The organism is Actinomadura madurae (assembly GCF_047130825.1).
Classification (GTDB): Bacteria; Actinomycetota; Actinomycetes; order Streptosporangiales; family Streptosporangiaceae; genus Spirillospora; species Spirillospora madurae.
Map to the genome: position 1 here is coordinate 3,658,513 of NZ_CP083237.1, position 25,709 is coordinate 3,684,221.

Consider the following 25,709-nt stretch of genomic DNA (forward strand, 5'->3'; position numbering starts at 1 on the left):
CACGTCACCTCGGCAGCGGGGCGCGGTCGCGGTAGCCGAGCATCTGGTCGTACAGGTCGGTGCGGCGGTCCCGGTGGAGGTCGTTCAGCTGGTTCCAGATCGGGGCCGTCCGCGCGGACGTCAGGTCGACGTCGGCGTAGATGATGGTGTCCTCGTCCGGACCTGCGATCCGGTCGATCGGCCACCCGTTCGTTCCGGCGATGAGCGAGTTGCCCATGAACCCCGCACCGCGCTCCTCACCGATCCGGTCCGCGGTGGCGATGAACACGTTGTTGGCGTGCGCGGCCGTGATGGTCAGGTAGGCCGCCATGCACACGCCGCTCGCGTCGTACAGGGGCGGCGGCGTCCACACCCAGCCCGTGGGAATGCAGATGATGTCCGCGCCCATCTGGGCGACGATCCGCGCCGTCTCCGGGAACCAGATGTCCCAGCAGACGAGCAGCCCGATCCGTCCGATCCGGGTGTCGAAGACCGAGAAGCCCTCGTCGCCCGGGGTGAACCACAGCTTCTCGGTGTTCCACAGGTGGGTCTTGCGGTACCGGCCGATGTAGCCCTCCGGGCCGACCAGCACGGCGGTGTCGTAGAGCTTCACGCCGTCTTGCTCGGCCACGCAGCCGACGATGTACACGTTCCGCGCGGCGGCGATCCGCGCGAACATCTCCACGGTGGGCCCGTCCGGCACCGCTTCGGCGTGGGCGTAGGCCTCCTCTCGGCTCTCGAAGACGTACCCGGTGGTCGCGAGTTCGGGGAGCACGATCAGGTCGGCTCCCCCGTCCGCCGCCGCCGTCAGCCGCCGCTCGACCGCCAGGGCGTTGGCCTTGAGGTTCTCGACCCCGACCCGCGGTTCGAACTGCACGACCGCGACCCGCGCCGGGCTCACCCTCGGATCGCCGTTCTCCCGTGCCTGTGCCGTCATGACGTGGCCTCCTCCACTGCACGCGTCTCTGGTTTCAAGTTGAAACCAGCTTGGCCGCGAGCATAGAGGGTGTGGTTTATACTTGCAACCACTTGGTCAGGGTCGATCCGGTCGGGGCCGACCCGTCGCATCACCTGGAGGGACGCCGATGCCGCGGCGCGTGACGCACGAGCGAGCGGAGTGCCCGGTCGCGCGGGCCGTCGACGTCATCGGGGACCGATGGTCCCTGCTCATCGTCCGGGACGCGTTCGACGGCATCACCAGGTTCAGCGAGTTCCAGAGGAACCTCGGCCTGGCCAAGAACATCCTGTCGTCGCGCCTGCGCGAACTCGTCGCGCACGGCATCCTGGAGATCGTCCCGGCCACCGACGGGAGCGCGTATCACGAGTACGCGCTGACCGAGAAGGGCCGGGACCTCTTCGTCATCCTCGTCAGCCTGCGCCAGTGGGGCGAGGGCCACCTCTTCGAGGACGCCGAGCAGCACTCGGTCATGCTCGACGCCAAGACCGAGAGCCCCCTCCGGAAACTGGAGGTCAGGGACGCCGCCGGCCGCGTCCTGACCTCCACCGACACCTTCGTCCGCAAGGTCGGAACGGGGTCGTGAGCCCGGCGGCGGCCACAGAGCTGATCATTTCGCAGACTTGACTCATTCAACTCAGCGGGTCAGTGTGGACGGGTGGCCGCCCGACGGCGGCGGGGCCGGTACGGCACGTCCGGCCGTCCGTTCCGGTGGCGCGTAACAAGCCGCGAATCGGGGAAGCCGAGTCATCTGGAGGCAGATGCCCGGCCTGTTCCAACCATCTGGACACCTGATTCACCCGCGCTCCCTGGAGGGAACACATGTCCGAGAAGAACGAAGCCGCCACCCCCGCCGAAGGCGAAGGCGCCTGCCCGGTCGTGCACAGCCGCGCCCCGCACCCGACGCAGGGCGGCGGCAACCGCGGCTGGTGGCCGGACCAGCTCAACCTGCGGCTCCTCGCGAAGAACCCTCCCATGGCCAACCCCCTCGGCGCGGACTTCGACTACGCCGAGGCGTTCAACAGCCTCGACCTCCCCGCCGTGAAGCGGGACATCGCGCACGTGCTCACCGATTCGCAGGACTGGTGGCCGGCCGACTTCGGGCACTACGGACCGCTGATCATCCGGATGGCGTGGCACAGCGCGGGCACCTACCGCGTCAGCGACGGCCGCGGCGGCGCCGGCGCGGGCCAGCAGCGCTTCGCGCCGCTCAACAGCTGGCCCGACAACGCGAGCCTCGACAAGGCCCGCCGCGTGCTGTGGCCGGTCAAGCAGAAGTACGGCCGGAAGATCTCCTGGGCCGACCTGATGATCCTCGCCGGCAACGTCGCGCTGGAGTCCATGGGCTTCACGACGTTCGGCTTCGCCGGCGGCCGCCAGGACGCCTGGCAGGCCGAGGAGGACGTCTTCTGGGGCCCGGAGACCGCCTGGCTCGACGACGAGCGCTACAGCGGAGACCGGGAGCTGGAGAAACCGCTGGCCGCGGTGCAGATGGGCCTGATCTACGTCAACCCGGAGGGCCCGAACGGCAACCCCGACCCGATCGCGGCGGCCCGCGACATCCGCGAGACGTTCCGCCGGATGGCGATGAACGACGAGGAGACCGTCGCCCTGATCGCGGGCGGCCACACCTTCGGCAAGACCCACGGCGCGGCCCCGGCCGACAGCATCGGCCCCGAGCCCGAGGGCGCCCCGCTGGAGGACCAGGGCCTCGGCTGGAAGAGCACCCACGGCACCGGCAAGGGCCGCGACTCCTACACCAGCGGCCTGGAGGTCACCTGGACGCCCACCCCGACCACCTGGGACAACAGCTTCTTCGAGATCCTCTTCGGATACGAGTGGGAGCTGACCGAGAGCCCCGCCGGGCTCCACCAGTGGCGGCCGAAGGACGGCGGCGGGGCCGGCACCGTCCCCGACCCCGAGGACGGGTCGCTGACGCGCCAGCCGATGATGCTGACGACCGACCTGTCGCTGCGCTTCGACCCGATCTACGAGCCGATCTCGCGCCGCTACAAGGACAACCCGGAGGAGTTCGCGGACGCCTTCGCGCGCGCGTGGTTCAAGCTGACCCACCGCGACATGGGCCCGATCCAGCGCTACCTCGGCCCGGAGGTCCCGTCCGAGACGCTGGTCTGGCAGGACCCGGTCCCGCCGGTGGACCACGAGCTCGTCGACGCCCAGGACGTCGCCGCCCTCAAGGAGCGGCTCCTCGGCTCGGGCCTGTCGGTCGCGCAGCTCGTCACCACCGCGTGGGCGTCGGCCGCGTCGTTCCGCGGCACCGACAAGCGCGGCGGCGCCAACGGCGCCCGCATCCGGCTGGAGCCGCAGCGGAGCTGGGAGGTCAACGACCCCGACGCGCTGGCCACCGTGCTGCGCACCCTGGAGCGGGTCCAGGAGGAGTTCAACGCCGAGCAGACCGGCGGCAAGCGGATCTCCCTGGCCGACCTCATCGTCCTCGGCGGCTGCGCCGCGGTCGAGAAGGCCGCCAGGGACGCGGGCCACGACGTCGAGGTGCCCTTCACGCCGGGACGCACCGACGCGTCGCAGGAGCAGACCGACGTGGAGTCGTTCGAGGTGATGGAGCCGACGCACGACGGGTTCCGCAACTACCTCACGAAGGGCAACATGCTGCCGGGCGAGTTCCTCCTCGTCGACCGGGCGAACCTGCTCACCCTGAGCGTGCCAGAGATGACGGTCCTTCTCGGCGGCCTGCGCGTCCTCGGCGCGAACCACAAGGGATCGTCCCTGGGCGTCTTCACCGACGCCCCCGGGACGCTGACCAACGACTTCTTCGTGAACCTGCTCGACATGGGCACGGTGTGGAAGCAGACGTCCGAGAACGCCGAGGTCTTCGAGGGCCGCGACGCCTCCGGCGCCGTCCGGTGGACCGCCAGCCGCGCCGACCTCGTCTTCGGGGCGAACGCCGAGCTGCGCGCGGTCGCGGAGGTCTACGCCAGCGACGACGCCGAGCAGGAGTTCGTCCGCGACTTCGTCGCCGCGTGGGACAAGATCATGAACCTCGACCGCTACGACCTCGCCTGACCCGTCCCGGGGCCGTCAGGTCACCGGGTCGTCGACAGGCGGACGGCCGCGGTCACTGCAGGCGGCGGAAATCGCCGATCCAGCCGTAGCCCGGCGTCGACATGGCCTGGCCGCGGTGCCGCACCGTCAGCGTGGCGAACACGCTGTTGAGCAGCCAGGGCGGCTTGGTCGCGCTCCAGCCGGCCGTCATGGAGGGAATCTGGCGGAAGCCGTATGTCGCCACGGCCAGCCGGCCGGTACTCCGGAACCGCGCCATCTCGTCCCGCAGCATGTGTTTCTTGGACTCGAACCAGGGGCTCTGGGAGAGAAGTTCGTTCCACTTGCGCGCAGGGAAGGGACGTTCGATCGCTTCGCCGATGACCTGCCAGACCTGGGTGCCGGAGGCGTAGCCGTAGCGACGGGCGAAGGCGGCCGGTATCCGGTCGGTCATGTGCTTCTGCCAGTACCAGACCAGTGAGAACTCGGTGACCAGGAAGGTCTGGCCAGGGCGAAGCCGCGGCAGGGTGTAGTCCAGGAAGTCCTGGATCCGCGCCTCGTCGGGAACGTGCGGATGAAGGTCGACGCCCTCGATCTCGGGCGTCCCGCGCGCGAAGGCGAGGTACCGCTCGACGGCCGGGGTCCGGTTCTGAGGGAGGTCCAGCCGGTTCAGCGCCCCCATGAACAGGTGGGTGGGGCAGTCCGCGCCGCAGAGTTCGGCCCGGGTCTCGATGACATGGCGCGCCACGGTCTCGTAGAACCGGTTGAGCCGCTCGTCGCGCTGGGCCGGCAGGCTCTCGATGAACGGCTCGTTGCCGATGGTGATCACGTCGACCGTCCCGAGCACGAGCGGCAGCACGCTGTCCAGCCGCTTGAGCTCGGCTGCCATCTCCGAACCGCCGGGCTGGGGGAACGGGGTCCCCGACATGGGGAACTTCAGGCTGAGCAGGGTGCGGAACCCCCGGTCGTGAGCACCGCGGATCACCCGGATGGCGTCGCTCCGCGCCGGCGGTACCTCGTCCGCCTCGGGCAGGGCATAGAAGCCGCGAACCCAGCCGGCGCGCGCCTCGCGCAGCTCCCGGTAGTTCAGCTGGTCGAGGTTCTCGTTGTAGTTGGCGCCGAGCGCGCCGAGCGCGGGGAGCGGCTCGACCCCGCCGCCCGCGTCACCGGCCGCGGATGAGCCGAGCGAGCAGGCGGTCAGGGCGGCGAGGACGCCGGCGATGGTGAGGATCCGGGTGACGAGGCGGTGACGCGGGACGCGTCGGCTCCGAGGCCGCGAGCGATCGTCACCCATCGATCGCACGGCCCTGGTCGCGGCGCTGGACGTACAGGCGCTTGCCCTCGGGGCCGGTCCATTCCAGCCGGGCGACCCCGGGCACGGCCGCGTCGGCGACGCGCGACGGGTCGGCCCAGTAGCCGGCGTTCGGGTTGCGGAAGAACGTCGACCAGGGCCGGCCGGCGGCGTCGGTGAAGAAGTTGTTGTGCCCGGCGCCGACGCCCGCGGTCCACCGCTCCGAGTAGGGGCCCTCGAAGGCGTCCGAGACGGCGACGATCACGTCGTACTGGTACTGCGTGCGGCCGGGGCCGGGCGGGTCGTACGCGTAGCGGGTGCCGCCGTCGGGATTGGCCGACCTCCGGTCCCACGCGGCGTGCAGGAGGTAGTACCTGCCCTGGAATTTGAAGACGTAGGCGCCTTCGAGGTACGGCTCGGGCGAGTAGGGCGTCTGCCGGAACCTCGGGAGGTCGGTCGTCGGGACGATGTCCTCCATGTCGTCGCGGAACTTCGCGTAGAGGTCGTTGTGCAGGACGAGCCACGCATCGCCGTTCTCGGCGTAAAGGCCGCCGTCGATGTGGTGGTAGGCGCCGGGCTCGATGAAGTTCGGTCCGCCGATGAACGAGTCGCCGAACGGCTTGTCGTGGTTCCCCTCGACGAGACGGTACGGGCCTTCGATCCCGCCCTCGCTCACCAGCATGAACGAGCCGACCTTGCGGGAGTGGTCGCCCATGCACGCGACGATGTACCACCTTCCGCGGAAGTAGTGCAGCTCGGGCGCCCAGACCTCGCCGCGCTTCCCGAACCTGTCGTCGTACCAGTACTCCTGCCACGGTGCGACGACCATGCGTCCGGGCCGGTTCTCGCCGACGAACTCGGGCGACCACACCTTCCCCTTCTCGGCGCCCGGCCGGACCCTGGTCGTGTCGACCAGCCGCCACGGCCCTCGCAGCGAGCGTGACACCCACACGAAGATGCCGTCGTTCCACGGGGCGGCCCGGTCGAGTCCGGGAACGCGCGAGGTCCCGGTGGCGACGTAGAGGGGACGTCCCTTGACGACGAAGCAGTTGACGTAGGTGTCGCGCATCCAGACCACGCCGCGCTCTCTGTCCCGGGGGCGCAGCTCAAGCGGCAGGACGAAGGAGTTGTCGCGGCGTGGCCACAGGTCCTGCCGGGTGTCGGCGAGGCCGTAGGGCTCGGGGTCGGGCCAGTTCGGCGGGTACCGCCGCTTGGACACGGACTCCGCGGGGGACGCCTGTACGGCGGCGGCGGTCGCGGGCAGTGCCGCCGCCGCGAGGGAGCCGGCGGCACCGATCAGCAGGGACCGCCTGCCGAGGTGCAAACCGTGTTCGGAGCTGGTCATCACTCACTCCTCGTTCGTCGCGCAGGACCCCAGTGGCCCGGCTGGGAGGAGACGTTATAGAGACTCATTCCGTCGGTGAACAGGCGACAGAAAGGTCATTGGACGCGTGACATGGCCGGTTCCGGCGCCGGTTCGGAGACGCAGGATCTTTCTGTCGGAGTGTTGACGGAAAAATTGCCCGCTGTCAGCGTTGCCGCATGACGACGTCGGCCGGAGTGCATGCGCTGGTGAGACGCACTCACGAGGAGCGCGTCCTGCGCGTCCTGCGCGAGCACGGCGCGATGAGCCGCGGGCAGATCGCCCTCGCCGTCGGGCTGTCCCGCACCACCCTCTCCGAGATCACCGGCAGCCTGCTGCAGCGCGGCGCCATCGTGGTGGTCGACACCGACGCGGCCAAGCGGGAGGGCAGCGGCCGGCCGGCCGAGCGGCTCGCCCTGGACCCCGCCTCCGGGCAGTTCATGGGCGTCGACTTCGGCCACCGGCGGGTGCACCTGGCGGTCGCGGACGCCTCCCACGAGATCGTCGTGTCCGGGTCGCACCGGTACGACGACGCCCCGTGGCCGGTCCGGCTCGACCTGGCGTTCCAGCTCATCGACCGCCTCAGCGCCGAGTCCGGGGTGCACTACGGGGCGCTGCAGGGCGTCGGCATCGGGGTTCCCGGGCCGTACCGCCCGAGCCCGGGGGTGCTCGTGGCGGCGCCGCACGAGCCGGCCGCCGCGGGCGCCCCCGAGGCGGCGGCGCAGGCGGCGTTCGCCAAACGGTTCGGGGCACCGGTCATCGTGGACAACAACACCCGGCTGGCCGCGCTCGCGGAGGTCGTCTTCGGCCACGGGTCCGTCGACGACCTTCTCTACCTGCGGATCTCCGACGGCGTCGGCGGAGGGCTGGTGGTCGGCGGGCGGCTGGTCACCGGTTCGTCGGGGCTGGCCGGCGAGCTGGGGCACATCACGGCCGACCCGGACGGGCTGGACTGCCGCTGCGGCAAGCGGGGCTGCGTCGAGACCCTCGCGTCCGTCCCCGCCATCCTGCGGACCTGCCGGGAGCAGGGCCTCCCGGTCGAGGACCTCGGCGGCCTGGCCGCCGCGGTCGAGCGGGGCGACCCGGTCGCCGACCGGGTGCTGCGCGCCGCCGGGACCGCCGTCGGCCGGGTGCTGGGCGAGGCGTCCCTGATCCTCAACCCCGCGGACGTCGTCATCGGCGGGGAGATCACCCGCGTGGCGCCCGCGCTGCTCGAGCAGGCCGCGGCCACCGTCGCGGCCGGGCATTTCCCCGGCGCCCCCCGGCCGGTCGTGCGGCGGGCCGGGCTCTCCGACGACGACGGCGCGCTCGGCGCGCTCGCCGCGCTATTTCACAGCTCGCCGCTGCTGGCGGCCTATCCGGAGGCCGCCGAGGCGGGCCCCGCCGGTTCCGGGCCGATCGAGCGCGCACGGAAGACAGCGAACAGAGGAGTGGGCCATGGCCGTGCTCAGTGACCAGAGCGCCCGGACGAGCCGGGGCGGTGCGAACGCCGCGGGCGGCCGCGGCCGCACCGGCGCGAGGACGGGGCCGCGACGAAGAGGGGTCTCCCTGCTGCTGAACGGGGTGTCCGTCGGGTTCGGCATCGCCCTGTGGTGGGGGCTCGCCGCGGCGGGCTTCACCCTCCCGACGCCGAGCGAGGTGGTGTCGCAGGCGGGCACGCTCCTCTCGGACGGAACGCTCCAGAAGGACGTCCTCGCCAGCCTGGGCCGGGTCCTCGCCGGTTTCGCCCTCGGGACGGCCCTGGCGATCCCGGTGGGATTCCTCATGGGGTGGTACGGCTTCGTCCGCGGCCTCGTCGAACCCTGGGTGCAGTTCTTCCGCACCATCCCGCCGCTGGCCATCATCCCGCTCGCCATCGTGCTGATGGGCATCGGCGAGACACCGAAGATCTTCGTCATCTTCCTGGCGGCGTTCCTCGTCTGCGTCATCTCGACGTTCCAGGGCGTGGTGGACGTCGACCGCACCCTGATCAACGCCGCCCGCGTCCTCGGCACCGGGGACGCCGGGATCTTCCTGCGGGTGGTGGTGCCGGCCTCGACCCCGTTCATCCTCGTCGGCATGCGGGTCGGGCTCGGCTCGGCGTGGGCGACGCTGGTCGCCGCCGAGCTCATCGCCGCGCAGGAGGGCCTCGGCTTCCGGATGCAGAACGCGCAGCTCTACTACGACCTGCCCACGATCTTCGTCGGGCTCATCACCATCGGGATCCTCGGCCTGCTCATGGACCGGGTGCTCCTGCTGGCCGAACGCAAGCTCACCGGATGGCAGGAGCGCCGATGACCACCCCGGCAAAGATCTCGGTCCAGGGCGTCAGCAAGACCTTCGCGCTCGGCAGGGACTCCTTCACCGCGCTGGACCGCGTCTCGCTCGACATCGCGGACAACGAGTTCGTCACCGTCGTGGGCCCGTCCGGCTGCGGCAAGAGCACCCTGCTCAACATCCTCGCCGGCTTGGAGGAGCCCACGGAGGGGCAGGCCCTCGTGGACGGCTCGGCCGTCTCCGGCCCCGGACCCGAGCGCGGCGTCATCTTCCAGCAGTACGCGCTGTTCCCCTGGCTGACCGTCCGCAAGAACATCGAGTTCGGGCTGAAGACGGCGCGCGTGCCGAAGGCGGAGCGCCGCGAGCGGGCCCAGCGCTTCATCGAGATGGTCGGGCTGGAGCAGTTCGCCGACGCGCTGCCCAAGATGCTGTCCGGCGGGATGCGGCAGCGGTGCGCGATCGCCCGCGCGTACGCCGTGAACCCCTCGATCCTCCTGATGGACGAGCCGTTCGGCGCGCTCGACGCGCTCACCCGGGTGAAGCTCCAGGAGCAGCTGCTCGACACCTGGAGCAAGGAGCAGCGCACCGTCCTGTTCATCACCCATGACGTCGACGAGGCGGTCTTCCTCGCCAACCGCGTCATCGTGATGGCCGCCGACCCCGGCCGCGTCTACGACGTGGTCGAGGTCGACCTCCCCTACCCGCGATCCGAGGAGTTCCGGCTCAGCGCGGAGTTCGCCGCGCTGCGCAACCGCGTCTGGCACTCCGTCTACCACCAGGACGGCCGCACGGCCGCCGACTCCAAGCACCCCATGCCGTCATCGACAACGGCCTGATCTTCAAGGACGGACATGTCACTGTCACGCAGATTCCCCGCCGCGACCGCCTTCGGCGTGGCCGCCGTGCTGGCGCTCACCGCCTGCGGCTCCGGCTCCGGCGGAGGTGGAGACAAGGCGGAGGTCGACTTCGGCTACATCGCCGACTACAACGGCACCAGCCTGCTCGCCATCGCCGACGACCAGAAGATCTGGGAGAAGCACGGCCTCGATGTCAAGGCGAAGGTGTTCACCAACGGCCCGCTGCAGATCCAGGCGCTCGGCACGGGCGACCTCGACGTCGGGTACATCGGCCCCGGCGCGTTCTGGCTGCCGGCCTCCGGCCAGGCGAAGATCATCGCGCTCAACACCCTCGGCAACGCCGACCGGGTGATCGCGCAGAGCGGCACCGCGTCCCTGGCGCAGCTGCGGGGCAAGACCGTCGGGGTGCCCGAGGGCACGTCCGGCGACATGATCCTCACCCTCGCGCTCAGGAAGGCGGGCCTCACGAGGAAGGACATCAAGGTGGTCAACATGGACGCCTCGACCATCGTGTCCGCCTTCTCGTCCAAGAAGATCGACGCCGCGGGGTTCTGGTACCCGGCGATCGCGACGATCAAGAAGCGGGTCCCCGGCCTGACCGAGCTGGCCAAGAACTCCGACTTCGAGTCGCAGATGGCCTTCCCGACCGCGTTCGTCGCGGGCAACAAGTTCGTCTCCGGCGAGAAGGACAAGGCCACCAAGCTGATCGCGGCACTGCGCGAGGCCATGCAGTACCGGACGGCCCACATGGACGAGTCGATCGAGCTCACCGCCAAGATGCTCAAGGTTCCGGTCGACCAGGTGAAGGCCGACGCCGCCAACGTCAAGGTCCTGTCCGTCGAGGAACTCGACACGATGACCAAGGACGGCACCATCGGCAAGTGGCTCACGGGGATGAACGGCTACTTCGTCGGCGCGGGCAAGCTCAAGTCGTCCGTCGACCCGAAGACCTACTACACGGGCGACCTCTTCACGGCGGGCGCCAAGTGACGAACCCGGCGAACATCCTCTTCCTCATGACGGACCAGCACCGGGCGGACACCCTCGGCGCGTACGGCAACCCGGGGGCCGCGACACCCGTCCTGGACGAGCTGGCGAGGAGCGGCACCCGCTTCGACCGGTGGTACACGCCGACCGCGATCTGCACCCCGGCGCGGGCCAGCCTGCTCACCGGGCAGGCGCCGTTCCGGCACAAGCTGCTCGCCAACCACGAGCGCAACGTCGGCTACATCGAGGACCTCGCCGACGGGCAGTTCACCTTCTCGGAGGCGCTGCGGGAGAAGGGCTACAACTGCGGCCTGATCGGCAAGTGGCACGTCGGCACGGAGAAGACCGCCCGCGACTTCGGCTTCGACGGGCCCGACCTGCCCGGCTGGCACAACCCCGTCGACCATCCCGACTACCTGGCCTACCTCGCCGAGCACGACCTGCCCCCGTACGAGATCTCCGACCGGATCCGCGGCACGCTGCCCAACGGCGGCCCCGGGAACCTGCTCGCCGCCCGGCTGCACCAGCCCGTGGAGGCGACGTTCGAGCACTACCTCGCCACCCGGGCGATCGAGACGCTCGAACGGTACGCCGCCGACGTGCGGAACCAGGAGAAGCCGTTCTTCCTGGCCCTGCACTTCTTCGGACCCCACCTGCCGTACATCCTGCCGGACGAGTACTTCGACCTCGTCGACCCGTCCGGCATCGATCTGCCGCGCTCGGTCGCGGAGACCTTCCAGGGCAAGCCCCCGGTCCAGAGGAACTACAGCGCCCACTGGACGTTCGACACCATGCCGATCGAGACCACGCGCAAGCTGATCGCCGTCTACTGGGGATACGTCGCGCTCATCGACCGGCAGATCGGCCGCGTCATGGACGCCATGCGGCGGCTCGGCCTCGCCGACGACACCGCCGTGTTCTTCACCTGCGACCACGGCGAGTTCACCGGCGCGCACCGGCTGCACGACAAGGGGCCGGCGATGTACGAGGACATCTACCGCACGCCGGGCCTGCTGCGGGTGCCGGGCCGGCCCGGCGGCGTGGTCCGCGACGAGTTCGTGAGCCTGCTCGACTGCACCGCGACGATCCTCGACCTCGCGGGCCTCGACCCCAAGACGGCCGTCGACTCGCGCAGCCTGCTGCCCTTGCTCGGCGGTGAGGAGGCCGAATGGGACGACGACATCGTGTGCGAGTTCCACGGGCACCACTTCCCCTATCCGCAGCGGATGCTCCGCACGGACCGGTACAAGCTGGTGGTGAACCCCGACTCGGTCAACGAGCTCTACGACCTGGAGACGGACCCGGACGAGCTGTTGAACCGCTACGAGCAGCCGGAGATGCGGGGCGTCCGCGCGGCCATGATGCGCCGCCTCTACACGGTGCTCCGCGAGCGAGGCGACAACTTCTACCACTGGATGACGTCCATGTACGACGTCGGCGAGGTCGCGTACGACCCCACGCTGAGCGGCCTGGACGAGGCCACCTACCAGAAGGCCGAGCGATGACCGGCGCGGCCGGCCGACCCCGCCAGGAGACGCCGTGCTGCGCCCCCACCCTCCTGCACGACGGGCCTCGCGGGGACCGGCCGATCGCTCCGGGGCCGGATCCCGTGCCCCCGCCCGCCGAGCAGTGCTCCGTACCGGGCGGCCGGTTCCTCATGGGCGACCACCACGGTGACGGTGATCCGGCGGACGGTGAGGTCCCGGTGCACGAGGTGCGCGTCGAGTCGTTCACCATCGACGCCACAGCGGTGACCAACAGCGCCTACGCGGAGTTCGTCGACGCCACCGGCTACGTCACCGACGCGGAGTCCCACGGCTTCTCCGCCGTGTTCCACCTGGCGCTCGCGGCTCCCGCCGAGGACGTGATGGGACGGGCCGCCGGCACGCCCTGGTGGCTCGGCGTCCGCGGCGCGTCCTGGCGTTGTCCAGGCGGGCGGTTCAGCGACCTCGACGGGCTGGACGATCACCCGGTCGTCCACGTGAGCTGGGGCGACGCGGTCGCCTACTGCACATGGAGCGGGCGCCGGCTGCCCACCGAGGCCGAGTGGGAGTGCGCCTCCCGGGGCGGCCTCACCGGCACCCGGTTCCCCTGGGGGGACGAGCTGATGCCGGACGGCGTGTGGCGCACCAACATCTGGCAGGGCGAGTTCCCGGTGCACAACAGCGCCGAGGACGGCTGGACGACCACCGCGCCGGTGCGCTCCTTCGAGCCCAACGGCTACGGGCTCTGGCAGACGGTCGGCAACGTCTGGGAATGGTGCTCTGACTGGTTCGACCCCACCTACTACCGGACCTCGCCCACCGAGGACCCGCAGGGACCCGGCCGTGGCACGACGAGGGTGCTGCGCGGCGGCTCCTATCTCTGCCACGACTCCTACTGCAACCGGTACCGCAACGCCGCCCGCTCCTCGAACACACCGGACTCGTCCATGGGGAACGCCGGGTTCCGCACGGTCGCCGCCACCCGTGACGAGGAAGCATGACGCCGCATAAGACCGCCACGACGCTCGCCGACGGGCGGGAGCTGATCTACTTCGACCTCGGCGCCGGCGCGCGGCGGAGGTGGACCGACACGCGGACGCTGCCGCCGGTGAGCACGACCGCGCAGATGCGCTGGGACCCGCTGCTCGAAGAGTGGGTCATGATGGCGTCGCACCGGCAGGACCGCACCTTCCTCCCCCCGGCCGACGAGTGCCCGCTGTGCCCTTCCGCGGACGGGCGCCGCACGGAGATCGCCGCTGACGACTACGACGTCGTGGTCTTCGAGAACCGCTTCCCGAGCCTGTCGACCGGCGCGGTCCTGGACGGCAAGGTCCTCGACGGCACGGCCCTGGACAGCACGGCCCTGGACGGCGCGGCGGGCGACCATCCGCTGGTTGACGTCCGCCCGGCCATCGGCCGCTGCGAGGTGATCTGCTTCTCCAGCGACCACTCCCGTAGGTTCGCCGACCTCTCGCCAAGCCACGCGCGGCTGGTGGTCGACGTGTGGGCGGACCGCACGCTGGCGCTGTCCCGCGTCAAGGGCGTCGAGCAGGTGTTCTGCTTCGAGAGCCGCGGCGAGGAGATCGGCGTGACCCTGTCCCATCCGCACGGGCAGATCTACGCCTACCCGTTCACGACCCCGCGCACGGCGCGCATGTTCCAGGCGGCGGCGCGCCATCGGCGGCGGACCGGCGGCGACCTGCACACCGACGTCCTCGACGCCGAACGCCGGTCCGGCGTCCGCGTCGTCGCCGAGAACGAGCACTGGGCGGCGTTCGTCCCGGCGGCGGCGCGCTGGCCGCTGGAGGTCCACCTCTACCCCCGCCGCAGGGTGAAGACCATCCCCGACCTGGACGACGCGGAACGCGACGCGCTGGCGACGATCTATCTGGATCTGCTCGCGCGCCTCGACCGGCTGTACGGCAAACCCCTCCCCTACATCTCGGCGTGGCACCAGGCGCCGGTTGACGACCCCGACGATCTCGCCTACCTGCATCTTCAGCTCTTCTCGATCCGGCGCTCCGCGGACAAGCTGAAGTACCTCGCCGGCTCCGAGTCGGGCATGGGCGCCTTCGTCACCGACACCCTCCCCGAGCAGGTGGCCCGCCGCCTGCGCGAGGTCTGAGCCGGTCAGTCGCGCGCCACGGGTGCCCCGGTTGCCGGTGACAGGGCGACGTTCCAGAAGCCGGCGTAGCGGCCGCCGCGGCGCAGCAGGTCATCGTGGTCGCCCTCCTCGGCGATCCGGCCGCCGTCCAGGAAGGCGATGCGGTCGGCGCGCCGGACGGTGCGGAGCCGGTGCGCCACCATCACGACGGTCCGGCCGGCCATGAGCTGCTCGATCCCCTCGTGGACGGCCGCCTCGTTGACCGGGTCCAGCGCGGAGGTCACTTCGTCCAGCAGGACGATGGGCGCGTCCTTCAGCAGCGCCCGCGCGATCGAGACGCGCTGGCGCTCGCCGCCCGACAGCAGGGCCCCGCCCTCGCCGACGTCCGCCGCCCATCCGCCGGGCAGCCGCTCGACCACCTCGTCCAGCCGCGCCGCGGACGCCGCCGCCCGCACCTCGGCCTCGGTGGCGTCCGGACGTCCGAGCCGCACGTTCTCCTCGATCGTGCCGTCGAAGAGGTAGACGTCCTGGAAGACGATGGCGATCCGCGACATCAGCTCCTCCGTGGTGATGTCGCGGACGTCGGCACCGCCGACGCGCACCGCGCCGCCGTCCACGTCGTAGAACCGCGCCAGGAGTTGGAGCAGGGTGCTCTTGCCCGCACCCGACGGCCCCACGATGGCGAGCCGCTGCCCCGCCGGGACGGACAGCGACACGTCGTCGAGAACCGTGCGGTCGCCATGGCGGAAGACGACGGACTCGAACTCCAGGTCGTGGTGCGCCGGCACGATCGGCTCGGAGGATTCCGGCAGCGGCTCGGCGCGCAGCACCGCGTCCAGCCTGACCAGCTCGGACCGCGCGCCGCGCAGCCGGCCCCCGATCTCGGCCAGCGACAGCAGCGGATCCGCGCAGCGGGCGGCGAGCACGAGGATCGCCAGGACCTCCGCCGCGCCGACGTCCCCGCCGAGCGCGAGGTAGGCGCCGAGGACGAGCAGCACGGTGAACACCGCCTGCACCGTCAGCGTCAGGCCCAGGGCCCCCGGCAGCGCCGACAGCGTGAGCCGGCGGGACGCGCGCTGGACGTCGCGCAGCGAGCCGTCGAGCAGCTCGAAGCGTTCGGCGGCCCGGCCGCCGGCGCGCAGGACGGGCTGGGCCTGGAGATACTCGATGACCCGTCCGGTGGCCTCCCGGTCGTGTTCGGCGCGCTCGGCGTCGGCGGCGGCCATCGACCGTCCCGCCCGGACCTGGATCGCCGCCACGACCGGAACGCCGAGCAGCGCCGCCAGTCCCATCCGCCAGTTGAAGGCGAGCATCACCACGACGATCGTCAGCGGGGTCACGGCGGCGGAGACGAGCGGGGCCATCAGGTGCGCGATCACGCTCATCGCCTGCAGCACACCGCGGCTGGCCAGGACCGACACCTCCCCGACGCGTCCCGGGTGGTGCCAGCCGATCGGGAGCCGGGCCAGATGGTCGCCGAGGCGGCGATACGTGCCGCGCAGCAGCGTGGTCGCGGCGCGGAACCCCGACAGGTCGCTGACATAGCGCAGCACCGCGTAGACAGCGACCGCCGCCCCGAACGCGACCAGCCAGGGCCGCGCGTCCGCGGGCGTGCTCCCGAACAGCGCCCGCAGCACGGGGATCAGCAGCGCGTAGGACAGCCCCTCCAGCACCGCGGTCGCCGTCATCAGGGCCAGGGCGCGACGCACGGGCCGGGCGTATTCCGGGCCGAGGACGCGAAGCAGCAGTCGGATCATCGGAGCTCGTCTCCTCGCAGGATGCCGTCGTCATCGGCGACCACGGACCGGCGGTCTCGCCAGAACGCCGCGAACCTTCCGTCCCGCGCCAGCAGCTCGGCGGGGGCGCCGCGCTCGACGATCACCCCGTCCTCCAGCAGCACGACGGTGTCGGCGCCGGCGACCGTCTCCGGGCGATGGGCGATGACCAGGATCGTGCGGTCGTCCCCCAGCGACGCCAGCGCCCGGCGCAGCGCCCGTTCCGTCTGCGGGTCGGCGAAGGCGGTCGCCTCGTCGAGCACCAGGACGGGCGTGTCGGCGAGCAGCGCGCGGGCGATCGAGATCCGCTGCGCCTCGCCGCCCGACAGCCCGGCCTCTTCGCCGATCACGGTGTCGTACCCGCGCGGCAGTTCGAGGATCCGGTCGTGGACGCCGGCCAGCCGGGCGGCGCGGACGACGGCGTCGAGGCCGGCGTGCGGCACCGCCAGCGCGATGTTGTCGGCGACCGTCGCGCGCAGCAGGCGGACGTCCTGGAAGACGAAGGAGACCGTCCGGTAGAGGTCCCGGCCGGCGATCTCGCGCAGGTCGGCACCGCCGAGGACGACCGAGCCGCAGGTCGGGTCGAAGAACCGCGGCAGCAGCTGGACCAGCGTGGACTTCCCGCCGCCCGACGGGCCCACGAGCGCGGTGACCGTCCCCGGCTCCAGCACCAGGTCGATCCCGCGCAGCACCTCGTGATCGGCGTCGTACCCGAACCGGACGTCGCGCAGCTCCACCCGGTGGCCTCGCGGCACGGCCGGATGGGCGGGCTCCGGGAGCGGGTCCACCGCGAGGACGTCCCGGATCCGGCCGACCGCGCGCCGGGCCGTCTGCATGTCGTCGAAGCCGTGGCCGAGCGCCTCCACCGGGGCGGTGAGCCCGAGCCCCAGCAGCAGGAAGGGCAGCAGGTCGGCCGGAGCCATGGCGCCGCTCGTGATCCGGGCCGTCCCGCCGATCAGCACGACCAGCAGCACGAACGGCGGCGACAGCGCCACCTGCATCCCGGCGGCGATCCCCGCGAGGGCGCGGACCATCCGGAAGAAGCTGTCGACGAAACCGTCCACGGCGGCGAGGAACCTGTCGTGGGCGCGCCGGCCTCCGCCGAACGCCTTGACCACCGCGATGCCCTGCACGAACTCGACGACGGAGTTCGCGATCCCGGCCATGGCCGCGTCGAACTCCCGCTGCTCGCGCAGCCGGGACGGCGTCATCATGAGCGGCACCAGCGCCACGGCCAGCGCCACCGGGATCAAGGTGATCAGCGTGAGCCGCCAGTCGACGGTGAACAGGTAGGCCAGCGCCACCAACGGCACCGCGAAGGCGGAGATGAGCTCGCCGGGGGTGTGGGCGATGAACGGGTGCACGGCGGCCACGTCCTCCCCGACGACCTTCGCCAGCTCGCCGGTCCGGCGCCGGGAGAACCAGCCGATCGGGGCCTGCCCGAGCCGCGCGGCCAGCAGGCGGCGGAACGCCAGCTGCACCCGGCCGTCGAGCAGGTGCCCGATCCCGGACGACGCGGCCGTGAACAGCAGCCGGACGAGCAGGCCGGCCGCGCCCGCGGCCACGACGAGCCGGACGTGGCCGTGGTCGACCGGGCCGGGCGCCAGGAGGGCGCGCCCCAGCTCGACGACCGCGAGCAGCGGCGCCAGGCCCGCGACGGCCCCGATCACCTGCAGGATCACGACGGCGGCGAACGCCGGTGCGAAGGGGCGCACCAGCCCCGCCATGCTCGGTCCGGCCGCGCGGCCGGGATCTGCCTGCGGTGCGGCGGTCATCGCTTCTCCATCCGGCTGCCGCGCGGGAGGGTGACGGTGAGGACGGTGCTGGGGACGTCCAGCGCGATGCGGTGCCACCGCCCGCGCGGGACGATCGCGGCGGTCCCGGCCGGCAGCCTGATCTCCTCGTCCCGCCGCCCCGGCGCCTCCTCCCGCAGGTAGAGGCGCACCTTCCCGATGAGGCAGGACACGACCTCCTCGGCTTCGGGGTGCAGTTCCCAGTGGTCGGCGTGGACGTCGGCGCCGGTCTTGGCGTGCACGGCCGTCAACTGCCAGCCGTCCGGTTCGGGGTCGGACGCCCGCGGCCCGGCGTGGATCCCGCCGTCCTGGCGGAGGCGGAGCAGGGACGCGAACAGGTCGATCGGGGTGACGGTCATGCCTGAACCTCCGTCGCGAGGTGCTCGGGCTCCGGCGCCGGGCCCGTCCGCCGCAGGACGGTGAAGGCGATGACGACGGCGCCGACCAGGAGCCCGGCGCCGAGGATCATGCCGAGCGCGTAGCCGTCGTTGAGCGCCTCGGGCGTGCCGGCCCGGCCGGTGCGGTGCTGGGCGGCGGTGCCGAGGGCGGCGAGCCCGAGCGAGGCCCCGATCTGCCGCGAGCTGTTGAGCAGCGCGGAGGCGGTGCCGGTCTCGTGGGCGGCGACGCCCGTGGTGCCGGTGGAGACGACCGGGGCCAGGCAGAGCCCGAAGCCGACGCTCGCGAGCATCGACGGGCCGAGGACGTCGGTGAGGTAGCCGCCGTCGGCGTCGATCATGCCGAACCAGGCGAACCCGGCCGCCGTCAGCAGCCCGCCGATGACCAGCAGGATCCGCGGCGGGAACCGGTAGCCGAGCCGGACGGCCAGCACCGATCCGGCGACGACGCCGAGCGCGAACGGCACGAACTCGATCCCGGTCAGCGCCGGCCCCGTCCCGAGGACCCGCTGCAGGTAGAGGGACATGAAGTAGAACGACGAGGCCATCGCCGCGCCCACCAGGAGGATGTAGGTGTTGGCGCCGGTGACCGAGCGGTTGGCGAACAGGCCGAGCCGGATCAGCGGATCGCGGGTGGTGGTCCGCTCGACGATGACGAACGCGGCCAGCAGCGCGGTGGCGGCCGCCAGGGTCGCCAGCGTGACCGGCGACGTCCATCCGTGCTGGTCGGTGCGGACGACGCCGAACACCAGCAGGGTCATGCCCGCCGTCGCCAGGACGGCGCCGAGCACGTCCGGCCGGCCCCCGCGGGCGGCCGGCGGTCCGGCGGCGACGCCCCGCCACGCCAGGGCCAGCGCGGCGGCGGCCATCGGGACGTTGACGAACATCACCCAGCGCCAGCCGGCGTACTCGGTGAGCAGGCCGCCGATCAGCACGCCGAGGGCGCCGCCGGCGGCGTTCGTCGCGCTCCAGACCCCGAACGCCCGGACGCGTTCCCGGCCCCCGGGGAACGTCGCGGCCAGCAGCGCCAGCGCGGCCGGGGCCAGCGCGGCCGCCCCGATCCCCTGCGCGGCGCGGGCGGCCACCAGGTGGCCGGGCTCCTGGGCGAACCCTCCGGCGAAGGACGCCAGGCCGAACAGCCCCAGCCCGAGCAACAGGACCCGCTTGCGGCCGTACCGGTCGGCGGCCTTGCCGCCCAGCAGGAGCAGCCCGCCGAAGGTCAGCGCGTACGCGTGGATCACCCAGGTCAGCCCCACCGGGCCGAAGCCGAGCCCGGCGGCGATCTCGGGCAGGCCGACGTTCACCACCGACAGGTCCAGCGACACCATGAACTGCACGACGGCCACCGCGGCGAGGGTGAGCCCCGGCCGGGGGGCCGTCCGGGTGGCCGCGCTCCGGGCCACCGATTCCTTGACCGTCATGCCGGACATCGTGGGCCCCGGACCGGCCGGCGGTCGTCCTGCACGGGAAGACATCTCCGCCTGGCACGCGGGGAGTACGGACCGCGCGACTACTTCGCCGGGAGTACTGATCTCTTACGACCTGCTGCGGAGGACTCCGCCACAAAAAGGCTCTAATCTGCACGAATGAGGTTCATTGGCCGGTTGCAGCCGCTCGCCCAGGACGGTCTGCTCGCCGCGGGGATGGCCGTCCTGCTGTCGGCCATCCTGCTCTACACGCCGGACGCGGGCGCGCCGGACTTCGCGGGCGTCCTCGCCGGGTCGCTCGCGCTCGTCGCCTGGCGGCGGGCGCCCCTGGTGGCGCTGTTCGCCAGCGCGGCCTGCATGCTCGCGGTCGCGGCGCACCTCCAGCCGGGTCCGGCGGTCGCCTACCCCGTGATGGTGGCGGTGTTCGCCGCGGTCTGGGCCGGACACCAGCTGGTGGCGGCGGTGGCGAGCCTGGTCTTCCTCGGGACCGGCTTCGCGGTGAACCTGCCCGGCGCCGAGGGGGCCGGGCAGAACTTCCAGAGCACCTCGCTGCTGGTCGGCTGGTTCGTCGCGGCCGGGGCGGCGGCGACGGTGACCCGGCACCGGCAGGCGTACCTGGAGGAGGCCGAGCGGCGGGCCGCCGAGGCCGAGCGGACCCGCGAGGAGGCGGCGCTGCGCCGCGCGGGCGAGGAGCGGCTGCGCATCGCCCGGGAGCTGCACGACTCCCTCACCCACAGCATCTCGATCATCAAGGTCCAGGCGGGGGTGGCCGTCCACCTGGCGCACCGGCGGGGCGAGGACGTGCCCCCCGCGCTGGTCGCCATCCAGGAGGCCAGCGGCGACGCCATGCGCGAGCTGCGCGCGACCCTGGAGGTCCTGCGCGACCACGACCGCTCCGAGGGCGAGACCGCGGCCAGCGGCCTCGACCGGCTGGACGACCTGGTCGAGCGGGCCCGCTCGACCGGCCTCCCGGTCACGGTGACGGTCACCGGCACGCCCCGGGAGCTGCCGCCCGAGGTGGACCGGGCCGCGTACCGGATCGTCCAGGAGGCGCTCACCAACGTGTCCCGGCACGCCGGCGGGGCGGCCGCGGAGGTGGTCATCGACTACCGGCAGGAGGACCTCGTCGTGCGGGTCGACGACCACGGCGAGGCCGACCCGGACGCGCCGCCCGTCCCCGGCACGGGCCTGCTCGGCATGCGCGAGCGCGTCACGGCCCTCGGCGGCCGGTTGCGGGCCGAGCCGCGTCCCGAGTCCGGCTTCACCGTCCGCGCCGAGCTGCCTCTCGGAGGACCGGCGTGATCCGCGTGCTGCTCGTCGACGACCAGGCGCTCATCCGCGGCGGGTTCCGCGCGCTGCTGGAGATCGAGGACGACATCGAGGTGGTGGCCGAGGCCGCGGACGGCGAGCGGGGCGTCGCGCTCGCCGTCGAGCACCGGCCCGACGTCGCCCTCGTCGACGTCCAGATGCCGGTGATGGACGGCATCGAGGCGACCCGGCGGATCGTCGCCGACGAGCGGCTGGGCGGCGTCCACGTCGTGATCCTCACCAACTACGGCCTGGACGAGTACGTCTTCAACGCGCTGCGCGCCGGCGCCTGCGGGTTCATGGTCAAGGACACCGAGCCCGCCGACCTGGTGCAGGGGGTCCGGGTCGCGGCCCGCGGCGACGCGCTGCTGTCCCCCGCGATCACCCGCCGCCTGATCGGCGAGTACGTCACCCGCCGCCCCGAGCCCATGCCCGCGGTCCTCGACGTGCTGACCAACCGCGAGCGCGAGGTCACCGCGCTGGTGGCCCGAGGCCTGTCCAACGACGAGATCGCCGCGCAGATGGTGATCAGCCCGACGACCGCGAAGACCCACGTCAGCAGGGCGATGACCAAGCTCCGGGCCAGGGACCGCGCCCAGCTCGTGGTCTTCGCCTACGAGTCCGGCCTCGTCACCCCGCGCCGCACCTGACGGCCTCACACCCCCGCCTGACCGAGCCGCGGCGTCCTCCGGCGCGGCGGGTCCCCCGTCGTCGATATTCTCATCGTCCCGATAACGTGCCCGATGATCAGGACGGGTTACTCCCCCTTCTTTCACCGGTCTTCGTCCCGTCTCCCGCGTCCATCGAACGCGGCCCCGCGGGTATGGATCAGGCGTCGAACGGAATTGCGCGGATTCGGACAGCCTCAATACGGCCGCGGTGAACCGAGCAGCCTGATGACCTAGGGTTTCGCGCGCTCCCTCCCGTCCGGTCCGGCCGTGGACGGCGGCTGGACGGAATCGGACGACCCTGATCACGCGGCGGCGCGCGGTGCGAGAATGAGACGCATGGCCGAGGTGGACGATGATGATCACGGAAGTGCCGTGGCCCAGGTACCGCTGAGGAACGGTGAAGCCCGGCGGCCCGATGAAAGAGATGTCTGCCCATATCAAGGTCTGGCGCCGTTCGAGGCCGACCGGACCGACGTGTTCTTCGGGCGCGTCCAGGCGACCCGCAATCTCGTCGACCGGTTGGGGCCGCGGCTGAAGGAGCGCGGGACGATCCTGCTGGTGTCGGGTGCATCGGGGGTCGGCAAGTCGTCGCTGCTGCGGGCGGGCCTGCTGCCCGCGCTGGCGGAGGGCGCGTTGCCGCTCGCCGGGTCGGCGCTGTGGCCGCGCCTGCTGATGACACCGACCGCGACGCCGCTGCGGGCGCTGGCGGAGGCCTGGACGCGGGCCTTCGGCGGGCCGGTCGAGGCGGTGGACGAGCGCCTGCGCGACGACCCGTGGGACCTCCCTTCCGGGCCCTCCGAGTCGGCCGCCCCGGACGGCCGTTTCGTGCTGGTGGTCGACCAGTTCGAGGATCTGTTCACCCTGGTCTCCGACGAGCGGGAGCGGCAGGTGTTCGTGCGCGCGCTGCACGCCATGGCCGAGGGGCCGCGCCGCGCCGGGGTGGTGGTCGGTGTGCGCGCGGACTACTGGGACCGCTGCGCGGCCTATCCGCAGTTCGCCGAGGCCATCCAGGACGGCCAGGTCATCGTCGAGCCGATGACGGAGTCGGATCTGCGGCTGGCCGTCACCGGTCCCGCGGCGGCGGCCGGGCTGGAGCTCGAGCCCGGCCTGGTGGAGCTGATCCTGAGCGAGCTGGGCGAGGGCCGCACGGCCGAGGGCCGTTACGAGCCCGGGGCCCTGCCGCTGCTGTCGCAGGCGCTGCTCAACACGTGGGAGAGGCGCGAGAACGGCCGGCTGACCGTCCGCGGCTATGAGGACTCGGGCCGGGTCCGCGACTCGGTGCAGCGCACGGCCGACCAGGTCCTCGCGCACCTGCCGCCGGAGGACCGCAAGACCGCGCTCAGGGTGTTCCGCCGGTTAACGGTGATCACGGCGGGCGGACGGGCGGCGCGGCGCGCCGCCACCCCGGCCGAGATCCATGCCGCCGCGGGGGCGGACTCGGCGGAGCGGCGCGAGCGGGTCGAGGCGCTGCTGTCGGCGTTCGCCGGCCGGCGGTTGCTCACCCTGCACGAGGACGGCGTCGAGATCGCGCACGACGCGCTGCTCACCGGCTGGCCGACGCTGCGGCAGTGGCTCGAACCCGACCTGACCGCGCAGGCGGTGTACGACCGGCTGGTCGAGGACGCCGAGCGGTGGGACGAGAACCACCGTGACCCCGCGTTCCTGTACCGGGGCGCCCGGCTGCTGTCGGTCGAGGACGCGCGGCTTCGCTGGGAGCGCGACCTCGACAGCTTCCCGCCGCCCGGCTCCACCGTGACGGGGTTCGTCGCGGCGTCGGCGGCGGCCGCCAGGCGGGCGAGCCGCCGCCGCGGCATGGTCATGGCGGGGCTGGCGGTCCTGGCGGCGGCCGCCGTGCTCGCCGCCGTCGCCGCGGTGGACGCCGCGGGCAACGCCGACCGGCAGCGCGGCCTGGCGGTGTCGCGGCAGCTGGCGGCGCAGAGCGAGATCGCCGACGACCCGGTGATCTCCGCCCTGCTCGCGGTGGCGGCGTGGCGGATCGCGCCGACCCCGGAGGCCCGGTACCGGATGCTGGACGCGACGGCGCGTCCGGCGCGGGCCGTCCTGCCCGGGTACGGCGGGAGCGTCCCCGACGAGGAGCTGGCGCTCGCCCCGCGCGGCTCGGTCATGGCGGTCGGGAGGGGCGACACCGGCGCCGTGCAATTGTGGGACACCGCGACCCGCCGGCGGCTCGGCGGCCCGGTCACCCATCCGGAGGGCGGCTGCGGCGCGGGCTTCGACGTGGCCTTCAGCCCCGACGGGAAGACCCTGGCCGTGGTCTGCGAGATGACCGTCCGGTTCTGGGACGTGGCCACGCGGAAGCCGTCGGGCGGCCCGCTGAACACCCAGGATCCCGACGAGCTGCTGGGTTTCGCGCAGACCATGGCCTTCAGCCCGGACGGAAGGACTCTCGCCACGTCGACCTACGAGGGCACCACCCGGCTGTGGGACATCGCCGCCCGCGAGCAGATCGGCCCCACCCTCGGCACCCCCGACACGAAGTCCGGCGGCCACGCCATCCGCGCGGTGGCCTTCACCCCGGACGGGAGGCACCTGGTCACCGCCGGGGCCGACGGCACCGCGCGGCTCTGGGACACCGCGACGCGGCGCCAGGCCGGAAAGGCGTTCACCGGGCACTCCGACGGCATCGACGACCTGTCCATCAGCCCGGACGGGACGACCCTGGCGACCGTGAGCAAGGACAAGACCGCCCGGCTGTGGAACATCTCCACCCGCAAGCAGATCGGCGGCGCACTGCGCGGCCCGGCTGAGGGCCGCCCCTTCTCCAGCGTGGCCTTCAGCCCGGACGGCACGAGGCTCGCCACCGCCGGAGAGGACGGCTACCTCCGGCTGTGGGACACCGTCGCCCACCGGCAGGTGGGCCCGGCACTGAACGATCAGCGGCTTCCCGTCCGCGCGGTGGAGTACGGACCGGACGGGAGGACCCTCGTCGCCATCGGCGACGAGGCCACCGTGTGGTTGTGGGACGCCCGGGTCCACCGGCAGCTCGGCACGACGATGACCAGCCTGTCCGCCGTCGCCTTCAGCCCGGACGGCAGGACCCTCGCCGCCCCGGGTCCCGGCGCCGGCGCTCCCGGCACGACGGAGGCCGACCGCGCGGCGCGGCTGTGGGACGTGGCGACCCAGCGCCAGATCGGCGACGGTCTGGAACCCGGCGGCCCGCCGTCCGGTCAGAACACGGTGTTCGAGATCGGCTTCGGGCCGGGCGGGAGGACGCTCATCACGGTGAGCGCCGGCGGCGTCATCAGGGTGTGGGACACCGCCACCCAGCGCCAGGCCGGCCCGCCCGTCGACACGGGCAAGGAGGGCTGGGCCGTCGAGCTCAGCCCCGACGGCCGGCTCATGGCCTTCCGCACCCGCGATGTCATCGGGTTCTGGGACCTCGCCCGCCGCCGCGAGGTCGGGCCCCGCATCACCTTCCCGGGCGGCGCCGACTCGGTCGAGACGATGTCGTTCAGCCCCGACGGCACTCTGCTGGCCACCGCGGGCAATGACCGCGCCGTCCGGTTCTTCGATGTGGCCGCCCGCCGCCAGGTCGGGCGCGCGCTGCCGAACGCGGTCGGCGGAGCCCTCACCGGCGACCTGACGTTCTCCCCGGACGGCGGGACCCTCGCCACCTCGCCGGGCGACGGCACCGTGCGGCTGTGGGACGTGGCGCGCCGCCGCGAGAGCGGAGCCGCCCTCACCGGCCACACCGACGCCGTCTACACGACCGCCTTCAGCCCGGACGGCACCGTCCTCGCCACCGGCTCGGTGGACGAGAGCGTGCGGCTGTGGGACCTGCGGACACGCCGCCAGATCGGGCCGCCGCTGACGGGCCATACCGGATCGGTCACGGCCCTCGCCTACAGCCCGGACGGGCGCGCCCTCGCCAGCGTGGGCAACGACAAGAAGGTGCGGCTGTGGGACGTCGCCGTGCCCGCCGACCCCGCCGGGACGGTCTGCGCGGGCGCGGGCCGGTCCCTCACCCGCGCCGAATGGAAGCAGTACATCCCGGACGAGCCTTACCAGCAGATATGTCGCTAGGA

The 25,709-nt window shown here is 72.5% G+C and carries 19 protein-coding genes; 12 read left to right on the forward strand and 7 right to left on the reverse strand.

The window, feature by feature from the left end:
- Positions 1 to 4 precede the first annotated feature (4 nt).
- Positions 5 to 916 (reverse strand): nitrilase family protein, encoded by a 912-nt coding sequence (locus tag K8Z49_RS16535; RefSeq protein WP_021594153.1) that lies wholly within the window; start codon positions 914 to 916, stop codon positions 5 to 7.
- Between the two features lie 160 nt (positions 917 to 1,076).
- Here K8Z49_RS16535 and K8Z49_RS16540 point away from each other — a divergent pair, with 160 nt between their 5' ends.
- Entirely contained in the window at positions 1,077 to 1,520 is a 444-nt protein-coding gene (locus K8Z49_RS16540; RefSeq protein ID WP_412519553.1) for a winged helix-turn-helix transcriptional regulator, read from the forward strand.
- 236 nt (positions 1,521 to 1,756) lie between these two features.
- Positions 1,757 to 3,976, forward strand: coding sequence for a catalase/peroxidase HPI (gene katG, locus K8Z49_RS16545; RefSeq protein ID WP_111829925.1), 2,220 nt, complete (start codon positions 1,757 to 1,759; stop codon positions 3,974 to 3,976).
- A gap of 52 nt (positions 3,977 to 4,028) precedes the next feature.
- On the opposite strand, the gene K8Z49_RS16550 is transcribed toward katG, so the two are convergent.
- Positions 4,029 to 5,246, reverse strand: a complete 1,218-nt coding sequence (locus tag K8Z49_RS16550; RefSeq protein WP_220126501.1) for a hypothetical protein — start codon at positions 5,244 to 5,246, stop codon at positions 4,029 to 4,031.
- A complete protein-coding gene (locus tag K8Z49_RS16555; protein ID WP_412519556.1) occupies positions 5,239 to 6,588 on the reverse strand; it encodes a family 43 glycosylhydrolase in 1,350 nt (449 codons plus the stop codon). The genes K8Z49_RS16550 and K8Z49_RS16555 overlap by 8 nt, the downstream gene beginning before the upstream one ends.
- A 227-nt stretch (positions 6,589 to 6,815) precedes the next feature.
- On the opposite strand from K8Z49_RS16555, the gene K8Z49_RS16560 reads away from it, so the two are divergent.
- Genes K8Z49_RS16560 through galT form a run of 7 tightly spaced genes read left to right on the forward strand, consistent with a single transcriptional unit; the run spans position 6,816 to position 14,315 of the window.
- Positions 6,816 to 8,060 carry an ROK family transcriptional regulator gene (locus tag K8Z49_RS16560; protein ID WP_200871812.1) on the forward strand — a complete coding sequence of 415 codons (1,245 nt, stop codon included), beginning with the start codon at positions 6,816 to 6,818 and terminating at the stop codon, positions 8,058 to 8,060.
- Complete coding sequence (locus K8Z49_RS16565; protein WP_021594147.1) at positions 8,044 to 8,883, forward strand: ABC transporter permease; 840 nt, start codon at positions 8,044 to 8,046, stop codon at positions 8,881 to 8,883. The genes K8Z49_RS16560 and K8Z49_RS16565 overlap by 17 nt, the downstream gene beginning before the upstream one ends.
- Positions 8,880 to 9,698, forward strand: a complete 819-nt coding sequence (locus tag K8Z49_RS16570) for an ABC transporter ATP-binding protein (protein WP_021594146.1) — start codon at positions 8,880 to 8,882, stop codon at positions 9,696 to 9,698. Before K8Z49_RS16565 ends, K8Z49_RS16570 begins: the two co-directional genes overlap by 4 nt.
- A 15-nt stretch (positions 9,699 to 9,713) precedes the next feature.
- Positions 9,714 to 10,709 (forward strand): aliphatic sulfonate ABC transporter substrate-binding protein, encoded by a 996-nt coding sequence (locus K8Z49_RS16575; RefSeq protein ID WP_111829929.1) that lies wholly within the window; start codon positions 9,714 to 9,716, stop codon positions 10,707 to 10,709.
- Complete coding sequence (locus K8Z49_RS16580) at positions 10,706 to 12,211, forward strand: sulfatase-like hydrolase/transferase (RefSeq protein ID WP_021594144.1); 1,506 nt, start codon at positions 10,706 to 10,708, stop codon at positions 12,209 to 12,211. Before K8Z49_RS16575 ends, K8Z49_RS16580 begins: the two co-directional genes overlap by 4 nt.
- Positions 12,208 to 13,191 carry a formylglycine-generating enzyme family protein gene (locus tag K8Z49_RS16585; protein ID WP_412519559.1) on the forward strand — a complete coding sequence of 328 codons (984 nt, stop codon included), beginning with the start codon at positions 12,208 to 12,210 and terminating at the stop codon, positions 13,189 to 13,191. Before K8Z49_RS16580 ends, K8Z49_RS16585 begins: the two co-directional genes overlap by 4 nt.
- Positions 13,188 to 14,315, forward strand: coding sequence for a galactose-1-phosphate uridylyltransferase (gene galT / locus K8Z49_RS16590; protein ID WP_412519561.1), 1,128 nt, complete (start codon positions 13,188 to 13,190; stop codon positions 14,313 to 14,315). The genes K8Z49_RS16585 and galT overlap by 4 nt, the downstream gene beginning before the upstream one ends.
- Before the next feature lie 5 nt (positions 14,316 to 14,320).
- Here the strand turns inward: galT and K8Z49_RS16595 are convergent, their stop codons facing one another.
- The 4 genes from K8Z49_RS16595 to K8Z49_RS16610 are packed head-to-tail and all read right to left on the reverse strand — an operon-like array spanning position 14,321 to position 19,678.
- Positions 14,321 to 16,051, reverse strand: a complete 1,731-nt coding sequence (locus tag K8Z49_RS16595; protein WP_075022511.1) for an ABC transporter ATP-binding protein — start codon at positions 16,049 to 16,051, stop codon at positions 14,321 to 14,323.
- Positions 16,048 to 17,844 carry an ABC transporter ATP-binding protein gene (locus tag K8Z49_RS16600; protein WP_412519564.1) on the reverse strand — a complete coding sequence of 599 codons (1,797 nt, stop codon included), beginning with the start codon at positions 17,842 to 17,844 and terminating at the stop codon, positions 16,048 to 16,050. Before K8Z49_RS16600 ends, K8Z49_RS16595 begins: the two co-directional genes overlap by 4 nt.
- Positions 17,841 to 18,221, reverse strand: a complete 381-nt coding sequence (locus tag K8Z49_RS16605) for a cupin domain-containing protein (RefSeq protein ID WP_021594139.1) — start codon at positions 18,219 to 18,221, stop codon at positions 17,841 to 17,843. The genes K8Z49_RS16600 and K8Z49_RS16605 overlap by 4 nt, the downstream gene beginning before the upstream one ends.
- Positions 18,218 to 19,678, reverse strand: coding sequence for an MFS transporter (locus tag K8Z49_RS16610; protein WP_412519566.1), 1,461 nt, complete (start codon positions 19,676 to 19,678; stop codon positions 18,218 to 18,220). The genes K8Z49_RS16605 and K8Z49_RS16610 overlap by 4 nt, the downstream gene beginning before the upstream one ends.
- Before the next feature lie 165 nt (positions 19,679 to 19,843).
- On the opposite strand from K8Z49_RS16610, the gene K8Z49_RS16615 reads away from it, so the two are divergent.
- The 3 genes from K8Z49_RS16615 (at position 19,844) to K8Z49_RS16625 (ending at position 25,707) form a co-directional block, all read left to right on the forward strand.
- The gene (locus tag K8Z49_RS16615; RefSeq protein ID WP_021598887.1) at positions 19,844 to 20,986 is read left to right on the forward strand and encodes a sensor histidine kinase; all 1,143 of its coding nucleotides are present in this window, start codon (positions 19,844 to 19,846) and stop codon (positions 20,984 to 20,986) included.
- Positions 20,983 to 21,642: a response regulator gene (locus K8Z49_RS16620; protein ID WP_021598886.1), complete on the forward strand. Its 660-nt coding sequence runs from the start codon at positions 20,983 to 20,985 to the stop codon at positions 21,640 to 21,642. The genes K8Z49_RS16615 and K8Z49_RS16620 overlap by 4 nt, the downstream gene beginning before the upstream one ends.
- Before the next feature lie 357 nt (positions 21,643 to 21,999).
- The gene (locus K8Z49_RS16625; RefSeq protein ID WP_412519569.1) at positions 22,000 to 25,707 is read left to right on the forward strand and encodes an AAA family ATPase; all 3,708 of its coding nucleotides are present in this window, start codon (positions 22,000 to 22,002) and stop codon (positions 25,705 to 25,707) included.
- Positions 25,708 to 25,709 lie beyond the last annotated feature (2 nt).

Excerpts from the sequence above, each read along its gene's own strand:
- K8Z49_RS16600 (WP_412519564.1), bottom strand. The coding sequence starts at position 17,844 with ATGACCGCCGCACCGCAGGCAGATCCCGGCCGCGCGGCCGGACCGAGC.
- galT (WP_412519561.1), top strand. The coding sequence starts at position 13,188 with ATGACGCCGCATAAGACCGCCACGACGCTCGCCGACGGGCGGGAGCTG.
- K8Z49_RS16610 (WP_412519566.1), bottom strand. The coding sequence starts at position 19,678 with ATGACGGTCAAGGAATCGGTGGCCCGGAGCGCGGCCACCCGGACGGCC.
- K8Z49_RS16575 (WP_111829929.1), top strand. The coding sequence starts at position 9,714 with ATGTCACTGTCACGCAGATTCCCCGCCGCGACCGCCTTCGGCGTGGCC.
- K8Z49_RS16565 (WP_021594147.1), top strand. The coding sequence starts at position 8,044 with ATGGCCGTGCTCAGTGACCAGAGCGCCCGGACGAGCCGGGGCGGTGCG.
- K8Z49_RS16570 (WP_021594146.1), top strand. The coding sequence starts at position 8,880 with ATGACCACCCCGGCAAAGATCTCGGTCCAGGGCGTCAGCAAGACCTTC.
- K8Z49_RS16535 (WP_021594153.1), bottom strand. The coding sequence starts at position 916 with ATGACGGCACAGGCACGGGAGAACGGCGATCCGAGGGTGAGCCCGGCG.
- K8Z49_RS16555 (WP_412519556.1), bottom strand. The coding sequence starts at position 6,588 with ATGACCAGCTCCGAACACGGTTTGCACCTCGGCAGGCGGTCCCTGCTG.
- K8Z49_RS16595 (WP_075022511.1), bottom strand. The coding sequence starts at position 16,051 with ATGATCCGACTGCTGCTTCGCGTCCTCGGCCCGGAATACGCCCGGCCC.
- K8Z49_RS16550 (WP_220126501.1), bottom strand. The coding sequence starts at position 5,246 with ATGGGTGACGATCGCTCGCGGCCTCGGAGCCGACGCGTCCCGCGTCAC.
- K8Z49_RS16605 (WP_021594139.1), bottom strand. The coding sequence starts at position 18,221 with ATGACCGTCACCCCGATCGACCTGTTCGCGTCCCTGCTCCGCCTCCGC.
- katG (WP_111829925.1), top strand. The coding sequence starts at position 1,757 with ATGTCCGAGAAGAACGAAGCCGCCACCCCCGCCGAAGGCGAAGGCGCC.
- K8Z49_RS16585 (WP_412519559.1), top strand. The coding sequence starts at position 12,208 with ATGACCGGCGCGGCCGGCCGACCCCGCCAGGAGACGCCGTGCTGCGCC.
- K8Z49_RS16625 (WP_412519569.1), top strand. The coding sequence starts at position 22,000 with ATGGCCGAGGTGGACGATGATGATCACGGAAGTGCCGTGGCCCAGGTA.
- K8Z49_RS16615 (WP_021598887.1), top strand. The coding sequence starts at position 19,844 with ATGAGGTTCATTGGCCGGTTGCAGCCGCTCGCCCAGGACGGTCTGCTC.